Raw genomic sequence first — 4505 nt, forward strand, 5'->3', positions numbered from 1 at the left:
ATTTAAAGATTAGAAACTGTAACAATAATTGAAGTTTAAATTCGAGGGGAAATGATAAATGAAACAATTAAAAATAAAATCTACATTATTAGAATCTATTTGAAATACAGCTTTGTTAATTTAGAATGATGTTGGTTAATAAATTGAAAAAACACATAAAATACCGTATTATGTTTCCTGGTTATAAAACTTATTCTTTTGAAGTTTCTTTTATTTTTTTGAGATTTTTACATCAAAATTTAGATCATTCTTAATATTCTACACTCCCGTAAAATATCTTCGTCATTTCCTTTATCAATACCTAAAATATCCTTTATTTTACTTTTACGCTTTTTAACAGTATCTTCTGAAACTTTAATAGTAGTGGCAATAGTTTTTATTTGACATCCATTAGATATTAACGTTATGATTTGACGATCAATAGTGTCAAAATGTCCTTCAGCTAATAAACGATCTGTTTTCGCTTTATTAGCAGTCTTACTGAAATAGTTTTCACCAGCCATGATTTTATCGTAGGCCAATAACAATTCCTCATCGTCAAAATCTGTTTTCACCAAAATTCCGTTGACTTTAGTTTTTTGATATAAATTGTACAAAATAACACTTTCAAAATGCGAAGTAATAATCAGTGTTTTTGCTAAAGGAATATATTTATGAACTAAAACTGCTAAATCACCACCATTAAATATATTTTTATCAGGAAAAGGAGGTAAACTATAATCGAGCATAACCAAATCAAAAGAAATTGTATTAATTTCATTTGAAATGCATTCGTATGCTGATTCACAATTATTAGCTGAATAAAACTCTAAATCATGGCCCAATCTATTGTGCGAAAGAATAGTCTGATAAGCAGTAATCATTGAAGGATGATCTTCAACAATTAATATTTTTTTTGTCATAAATATTTAAAACTCAAATTTATTGAATTCTAATGGGATTGACAAATTTATTTTTGTTCCTATATTTTGTTTTGACTCTATTGAGAATTGTCCGTTAAGCTCCATGGTGCGATATTCCATATTTTTTAAACCAATACCTTTTTTTATTTGCTGTATTTCAAAACCCTTTCCATTATCAGCAATTTGAACTCCTATACTTGTTTCATTTTTAGTAATTGCAATCGTTATTAAATTAGCGTCTGCATATTTATTAATGTTTTGTAATGCCTCTTGAAAAATTCTGTAAAGATTCATTTTTACATTTTTATCAATAACAGACCATACTATTCTTGGATCAACTTCTATGCTTATTTTAGCTGCTGAATTTAGATTTAATTCTGTAAATAATGCTTTAATCATGGCTTCAAAATCATCGGAGCCTGAAAAAACAGTTGTATTTAAATCGTGTGTAAGGTTCCTAATTTCCTCTTCAATATCTTTCATAACCGCAATATGATCTAAATGCTTTTTTATGGATTCTGGAGATTGATTGTATTTAATTTCATATAAATTCATCCGTATTGCTGACAATTTTCCAATTATTCCATCATGGAGATCTCTAGAAATTCGTTGTTTTTCAATAAGCTTGCCCTCTTCAATTTTTTGTTGATTTGAAAGTATCAAATTATATATCTGTGAATCATTAAGAGCTTGCTCCTGCTTACGGAACAATTTTTCAAGTTTAATGTTTTTGTTTTTGATAGATAACACAAATAATAATATTAGCAATATAAATCCACTTAAAGCAGCATATAAATAAAACTGTTTAGAGATTTCATTTTTTTTATCCTCAACTACTTTTTTTTCTTGAACTATTTGGTCAGTCTCAAACTCAATTCGGGCATATTTATCTTGAGAAGTACGCTCTACATCTTGAAGACTATCAGTAAGCTGAATATATTTATTTGAAAAAAAGGATTCCTCATGAGGATTAACAAGAGCTAATAATTTAAGAATTATGAGTTCGTCTTCAAAAAGGTTATTTTTATGAGCTTGTAATTGTGCATCTTTTAAGTAGTAATTCGCTTTTGAATCGTTTTTTTCATTTAAATAATATTCGCCTAAATAAATTTTAGAAGTTATCTGAATAGGTGTACTTCCAATGCTGTCGCCAATTCTTAAAGTTTCTTCAAATTGTTTAAATGATGATTTATCACCCAGTTTAAATTTAGAGTAAGCCAATTTATTAATAAGATAACAATAAATCGGAGGATCTATTTTTTTAAAATCAGCTAAAGCTAAACCCTGTTTTGCAAATTCAATAGCTTTACTATATTTTTGGGTTTTTACATAAATGTTTGCAATTTGATTATAGGGCTGGCATTTATATGATAAATACATTGGTTCTGATTTTAGATATTCAGAGGCTTCAATTGCTTTATTGTTATAGTCTAAAGATTTGTCATAATTCTTTAAACCCATGAGTGCTGTACCTAAAGTGAGATAACAATTGTAAATCAATAAATTGTTTTCTTTAGCAATGCCAATTTTTAATGCCTCAATGGCTAGTTTTTCGGTTCCAATATAATCATTCCTAAATGATAAAATTTCTGCTTTTTGGATTTTAACGTTTCCTAGCAAATTGTCATTTTTTTCTTTTAAAATGACTTTTTCTGATTTTGTGAAGTAGTAATAGGCCGAATCGTATTTTGTTTCATTATGATAAACAATTGCAAGACTATAGCTTGCATTTTGAATACCTTCGTTATCTTTTAATAGAATTGATTTGCGATACAATTTTTGCAATAAGTAAAGACATTTGTCATTCTTTCCAAGTTGTAAAAACGAATCTACCAATTCAAAATAATAGTCGGAGGACACTATTAAAGCATTATTGTTTTCAATAATTTTAAATGCCAATAATGCCTTTTCTAGTCTTTCCTTTTTTGTTTTAGTTTGGTCTCTGGAATTTGAAATTAAGGAATCTACATTACTAGTGGTCGCAGCGTAAATTTTTTCATCTTTACGCTGGCACCCCAAAAAAAATAGACTAAAAATCAATGCTATGTTAAATAGTTTCAATACTGAAGAATTAAAATAATTGTAAAAGTACATTTTTTATACTTTTTATACGACAAAAGGGATAATCAATGATGACAATAACCTCTCAATAACTTTATAATAAACCTTGATTATTTTTTTGGTGGTATAACAACACCTCCGTTTTGTTTTGGATCAACATCATCTTGAGCTTCTACTTGAACTTTAGGTTTTTCTGTTTCAATTTCGTCAGCAGTACAAGAATTTAAAGTAAGAACTAGGGTGATAATGGCTATAATAAAAAATAAATTTTTCATGGTCTTTTTGGTTTTAGTTTAATAAATATTTTTTTTTGAATAACAGCTTTTTCAAGGCTATTACGCTATGGAAATTGCTAATCAGGAATTCCTTGTACTTGTAATATTACACTACAAATCTATATCGATTCTAAAGTTTGGCTTTAGACTAAAGGTGTAAAAAATGTTAAAATTCCTATATTTAAAAATATTGTTTTTGCAAAAACAAATTAACATTAAGGGGTAGTTGAGTTTATCCTTTTTTTTTCAAACAATGTTGCTTTGACATGATTTATTAGCGTAAAATCAGGGTAGACAGTATAACTTAGCATTTAAACATAACACCATCACTGGTAAATAATTAAGAAAACATTTTAGGTGTTTGGAAATTGAATTTTTCTAAAAAAAATTAAATTTAAATCCTGGATAAGGAAAATACATGAACAATAGAAAGTACTTAAATTACTTCAAGTAACAGAGAAACTTATTTATGATATAAAATCAAGGATTTATCGGAAGGTTGAAACGAGAAGTGTAATGAAAGATTTAATAAGGCAATAAAATTGAAAGAATAAGAGAATCAAAATATTTGAAACCGTTTTTTATAAAGTAAATTAAACAAGAAATTCAAAGTCGCAACCAACTCAAATGATAATTAATTAATAGTCGAGTATGAATTAAACAGAAAATTAATTACAAAACACCCTCAAAAGCATGGGTTTCAAATCTAAGATACATTGGAATTAAAGAAGACTTACTATAATTAACAACTATATTCAATCTATAGCATAGAATATAATAGGCGGTTGTTTAAATAATATGATGAATTCCAAGGGAAAGTATTTAGTGGCTTAAAATGGTTAATAAAACAGTAGAATTGCAAAAGGATTGATATTTCACTTCGATAGAAGTGCTCCATTTACAAGTAAAAAATTCGCCAATATATTAGATTCATATAAAATCTTAGTTGACATAAAAAATAAACACAAACAGTTAAGAAATAAGTACTTCCAGAAATAAATTAAAACTTAATAAAAAAATCATAAATAAGTTATATTTCAGCAGTAATTTTCTTTGCTGCAAATAATAAGTTGAATTAGTTAATATAGATTTTCCCAATCTTATTTATTGTATTAAGAATAAATAATTGCAAAAAAACAATTACTAGTATAACAAAAAAAGAACGAAGTATTAATGAATATTTCTTATATCCGAAAGTAGAAAAATATTGATACACAAAGTAAAAAAAATAAGTAGAAATGAGCAAATTTATTAATTGATTGATTAC

At 26.6% G+C, this 4505-nt stretch carries 3 protein-coding genes; all 3 read right to left on the bottom strand.

Annotation, left to right across the window (positions count from 1 at the left end; translation table 11 throughout):
• Positions 1-239 precede the first annotated feature (239 nt).
• Positions 240-902, bottom strand: coding sequence for a response regulator transcription factor (locus DNC80_RS14540; protein WP_182651833.1), 663 nt, complete (start codon positions 900-902; stop codon positions 240-242).
• 6 nt (positions 903-908) lie between these two features.
• Complete coding sequence (locus DNC80_RS14545; protein WP_182651834.1) at positions 909-2963, bottom strand: sensor histidine kinase; 2055 nt, start codon at positions 2961-2963, stop codon at positions 909-911.
• A gap of 110 nt (positions 2964-3073) precedes the next feature.
• A complete protein-coding gene (locus tag DNC80_RS14550; RefSeq protein ID WP_182651835.1) occupies positions 3074-3238 on the bottom strand; it encodes a hypothetical protein in 165 nt (54 codons plus the stop codon).
• Positions 3239-4505: the final 1267 nt, after the last annotated feature.

The organism is Flavobacterium sp. SOK18b (assembly GCF_014156605.1).
In the GTDB taxonomy this organism is placed as follows: domain Bacteria; phylum Bacteroidota; class Bacteroidia; order Flavobacteriales; family Flavobacteriaceae; genus Flavobacterium; species Flavobacterium tiangeerense.

What these genes read in the sequence shown, in the direction of transcription:
- DNC80_RS14540 (WP_182651833.1), bottom strand. Translation starts at nt 902, where the DNA reads ATGACAAAAAAAATATTAATTGTTGAAGATCATCCTTCAATGATTACT.
- DNC80_RS14550 (WP_182651835.1), bottom strand. Translation starts at nt 3,238, where the DNA reads ATGAAAAATTTATTTTTTATTATAGCCATTATCACCCTAGTTCTTACT.